Source organism: Sphingomonas sp. (assembly GCF_042095875.1).
Classification (GTDB): domain Bacteria; phylum Pseudomonadota; class Alphaproteobacteria; order Sphingomonadales; family Sphingomonadaceae; genus Sphingomonas.
In genome coordinates, this window is the sequence record NZ_JBELMJ010000094.1 from 1 (window position 1) to 4,034 (window position 4,034).

Annotated in this window: 6 protein-coding genes; all 6 read left to right on the forward strand. The window is 65.3% G+C overall.

Features of this window, described 5'->3' with window-relative positions:
* Positions 1 to 380 precede the first annotated feature (380 nt).
* Genes ACFDS6_RS16720 through ACFDS6_RS16745 form a run of 6 tightly spaced genes read left to right on the forward strand, consistent with a single transcriptional unit; the run spans position 381 to position 3,984 of the window.
* A complete protein-coding gene (locus ACFDS6_RS16720; RefSeq protein ID WP_231376785.1) occupies positions 381 to 1,091 on the forward strand; it encodes a muramidase in 711 nt (236 codons plus the stop codon).
* Positions 1,088 to 1,441 carry a hypothetical protein gene (locus ACFDS6_RS16725; protein WP_018251300.1) on the forward strand — a complete coding sequence of 118 codons (354 nt, stop codon included), beginning with the start codon at positions 1,088 to 1,090 and terminating at the stop codon, positions 1,439 to 1,441. The genes ACFDS6_RS16720 and ACFDS6_RS16725 overlap by 4 nt, the downstream gene beginning before the upstream one ends.
* The gene (locus ACFDS6_RS16730; protein ID WP_018251301.1) at positions 1,438 to 2,043 is read left to right on the forward strand and encodes a lytic transglycosylase domain-containing protein; all 606 of its coding nucleotides are present in this window, start codon (positions 1,438 to 1,440) and stop codon (positions 2,041 to 2,043) included. Before ACFDS6_RS16725 ends, ACFDS6_RS16730 begins: the two co-directional genes overlap by 4 nt.
* On the forward strand, positions 2,040 to 3,332 hold the full coding sequence (locus tag ACFDS6_RS16735) for an LPD7 domain-containing protein (RefSeq protein ID WP_018251302.1): 1,293 nt from the start codon (positions 2,040 to 2,042) through the stop codon (positions 3,330 to 3,332). The genes ACFDS6_RS16730 and ACFDS6_RS16735 overlap by 4 nt, the downstream gene beginning before the upstream one ends.
* Before the next feature lie 18 nt (positions 3,333 to 3,350).
* Positions 3,351 to 3,671 carry a TrbC/VirB2 family protein gene (locus ACFDS6_RS16740; RefSeq protein WP_018251303.1) on the forward strand — a complete coding sequence of 107 codons (321 nt, stop codon included), beginning with the start codon at positions 3,351 to 3,353 and terminating at the stop codon, positions 3,669 to 3,671.
* Positions 3,664 to 3,984 carry a type IV secretion system protein VirB3 gene (locus ACFDS6_RS16745; protein ID WP_018251304.1) on the forward strand — a complete coding sequence of 107 codons (321 nt, stop codon included), beginning with the start codon at positions 3,664 to 3,666 and terminating at the stop codon, positions 3,982 to 3,984. Before ACFDS6_RS16740 ends, ACFDS6_RS16745 begins: the two co-directional genes overlap by 8 nt.
* The last annotated feature ends 50 nt before the right edge of the window (positions 3,985 to 4,034 follow it).

Genomic DNA, 4,034 nt, shown 5'->3' on the forward strand with positions numbered 1-4,034 from the left:
GAGACGACAATGCACTAACTAACAACCCGGACCACCCGGTGGGGGCTGCTCAGGCAGCGTGGATTCATTCTGAACAATCCTTGGCTGCTTTCCTACAATAGGCCTTGGCGTAAGCCTATCATCTTACCTTCTTGCACGCAGTTCAAACTGATATTCACTCCAAACCACGGCTCTAACCACTCCATATCTAATGTTGTTAGACATCGTATTGCCTCTTAGCTTCTTGTGATAGGAGCGGTTTACTAAGCATTTGCCGCTCCGATCGTTGTAAGAGGCGGAGCGTTATCGTGCTTCCGGCAGGCTTATTGGCGAAAGCGATCCAGCTCTGCGCGTCAGGGATGGGAACGGCCGCATCGCCGGCACCGCCCTCCTACGCGATCATGATCCATACCGGCGCGGTTCTCAGGCAGTCCCCGGATAATGAGGTCGACGCAATCGCGACGGTCCGCGATCTCGTCGCGCTCGGCGCCGACTTCGAGGCAGGCCCGTTGGGGATCAACGGCCGCGATTTCGCCACCTATGGGGTCACACCCGCCTCGGTGTTCGACGCTTGCGCGCTCGCGCGTATCGACGACGGCAGCATCGCGCCACCCGCCGTCGGCTCTCCGGCGACGGTGTCGAGCGTCACGGCGCTGGTCCGAAGAGCCTTCGGCGCGAGGATCACCGACACGATCCGACCGATGAACGTGAGCTACGGGGCTCGCTACAGCTGGCACAAATTTGGACAGGCGATCGACTTCGTGCCGGCGGCCGGGGTCGGCTCGATCACGCGCGAGCAGATCCGGGCCCTGATGGGCGAGAGCGGTGTGCATCTGATCGAGCTGCTCGGTCCCGGCGACCGTGGCCATGCCAACCATTGGCACATCGCCTTTGCCCGACCCGGACAGATTACCGACCAGCTCCGCCCGATTGAAGCCGACGAAGACTGGATGGTCGACCTCGCCGCCAACGACGACCGCCGTCTGCCTCACGCCGGGTTCGGCGCCTCTGGCGGGCCGGCGTCGGACCTGCGGGTGCCTGAGAGGGCGCCTGCACAATGGGATGTCTTCGCCGCGGCCGAGTGGCGCGCGAGCCATGGAGGCGGATCATGATCGGAAAAGTGCTGAACAGGATCGGTGGCGCGGTCGGAGGGCTGGCGTTCCCGATTGCCGGTCTGGTCGCGCTCGCAGCGCCCCAGCCGGCCTACGCCTCGGACTGGGGCTGCCAAGTGGTCCTTTGCCTCGCGACGCCCGGTTCTCCGACGACCTATGCGGCGTGCGTGCCCCCCATCACCAAGCTGTGGCAGGAGCTTGCGCTCGGCCGTGGGTTCCCGACCTGCATCGGGGTCGGGATCCGCTCGAAGTCGGTGAAGCACGGCTACGACCTGACGCTGACGCAGCCGGATGGCACCTCGTCCAGCTACAGGCTCGATACGCGCACCCAGACGGTGACGCAGCAATGATCTATGACGTTTCCGCTCTTACCACGCTGGCGCAAGCGTGTGCGCCGGAGATCGCGACGGAGGCAGTGGTGCCGCTCGTCATGACGGAGAGCGGCGGGGACGCGCTTCGGATCAACATTAACCGAGGGCCGCGCGTCCGTGCCGGCTCGGTCGCCGAGGGTGCGACGATCGTCCGCCGCTACATGGCAGCCGGGTACACGGTCGATGTCGGCCTCGGCCAGATCAACTCGGCGAACTTCTCGCGGCTTGGCGTCACGGTCGAACAGGTTTTCGAGCCGTGCACCAATTTGCGGCTCGCCTCGTCGATCCTTCAGCAAAGCTACGGGTTGGCCAGCCGGTTCTACACGGGTCTGGACGCGATCTCGGCGACCTACTCGCTGTACAACACGGGAACGCTGACCCGAGGGTTACGCAACGGCTATGTCGGCCGGGTGTGGTCCGCCGCGACGGCGATGGGGTCGATCCAGGCTGCGCCGACCCTACCAATGGCGCAACGTCCTGCCGCCCTCCCCTACCCGGGTCCGGCCCGCGATCCGGCGGGTACCCAAGATGACTGGGTGGTGGGACAGGTCGCCTCGCGCGCGATCGAGGTGTTCAAGTGAGCGCCCAGAACAGCATCGCACGCGGAGCGCGGGAGCCTACCGTTCAGGCCGAACCGATCGGCCTCGACATCCCGCCCGAGCTTCAGTCGCGCTACGAGGTTCGACTGGTCGAAGTCGCCGGCACCGAGCCGCGGATCGGCCTGTTCCGCTTGAGCGACCGCGAGACCCCAGCGATCGAGATCACCGCCGATCGTATCGTGGCACGTCGCGAGGATGCGGAAACGATCGACAGTCTGGTCCGGATCGCGCAGCACAATGGTTGGGACCGGATCGACGTCGACGGCACCCCGGAGTTCCGCAAGGCCGTCTGGGCCGCGGCGGCACGCGAAGGTCTGGCGGTCAGCGGATACGAGCCTTCTTTCGCCGAGCAGGAACGGCTGACCAGCGCGCGCCGCGACGATACACCTCATCGAGCGCGCAGGCCGGTCGAACAGCCGCTGCCCGTCGCGCAGGTCGATGCCGAGGAAACGATATCGGCTCGATCGGCAGACAAGACAGCCTCCGAGCGGGAGCAGCCGGATCTAGCCGGCTCCTCCCTATCGGACGTCGACAGCCGCCTGCTGCTGAAGGTCAGTGCGCTCACGGAAGATCGCAGGGCTCTCCAGGAGAACCTGCGGAGTCCTCTGGCTCCCCTCGAGCGCGAGGTCCTGTACGAGCGGATCGACGAAAACCGCGGCGCGCTGGATGGCGCTCTTGAACGCGCGCTGGAAAGTCCGACCGTCCGCAACGCCTTCGAGCGGGCCGGCTATACGCCCGATGCCTTACGCGAGATGGGTCGCGGCGGCGAGTGGGACAGCGACGTCGCGGACGCGATCTACCTCGTTCGGTCGGGTCTCCGCCGCGATGCGCTCCCGCGAGACGCGGGCTCGCGCATGATTCTGGCTGACCGTGCCGACACAGAGCGAGCCGATGGTGCAGCCGCAGAACCGAACCTCGCGGATCGGACGTCCGCCGGCCAAACCCCGGCTGCGCGTGCCGAGGAGGCGATGCAGCAGCCGGCCGCCGGGCGGCCTGTAGGAGACGAGTTGGCGGACCTGTTCCTCCATGGAGCAGCCGAGCGGGTCGCGGCCGACCCTCGTCTGGCTGGCGCGCTGCAGGCGCAGTCGGCGATGGAGCAGCATATCGGCGAGGTTTTCGACGGCGACGCGACGCGCATGGCGTCGGCGACCCTCGAGAGCCGGCAGATGATCTCGGACGTGCTCCGGCGTGGCCTCGATGTCTCGGTGCGGGAGCCGACGCCTGTTCGGCAAATCGAGCCGATCCACGCCCTCCCCGACCTGGAGCGATAGACTCAATTGGAGGTTCGTATGAAGTTCACACCGAAGATGGGCCGGATGATGTCGGATCGACGCGCCCGCCAGATTGTCGGGATCGTCGGCGTGCTGGCCTTCATGTCTTTAACGCAGCCAGCGCTCGCCCAGGGTACTGCGATCGAATCCGGCCTCACAACGATCAAAGATTGGATGACCACCGTCGCGTCGGTGGTGGGCATCATCGCCGTTATGGCCGTGGGCTACGCCAAGCTCACCGGCCGCATGGACTGGGGGCGCGCCGTCACGGTGCTGATCGGGATCGGCATCATCTTCTCGGCTACAACGATCGTCGGCTGGATGAGCTCAGGTGGCTGAGGTCGAGAAGCTCGCGGAGGACAAGGTCTTCCTGGCCATGACAAGGCCGTCGGTGTTCATGGGGCTGCCGCTCGAGGCGATCCTCCCGATCATCATGGTCTGCATGGTCTTCTGGGGGATCATGCACAATCCGTTCTTCCCGCTCGCGCTGTTCGGTGCACTCTATTTCCCGGCGCGCATGGTCGTCCATTACGACTTCAATGCCTTCCGGCTGTGGGGCCTGTGGTTCCAGACCGTGTTCCTGTCGAAGAACCGGAAGTTCTGGGGCGGGGGAAGCTACTCACCCGTCCGCCTCGGCAAACCGGTCAAGTGAGCTGCCCCCTTCTGAGTGGTCCATCGACTATGACAGTCTGGATCAAGGAA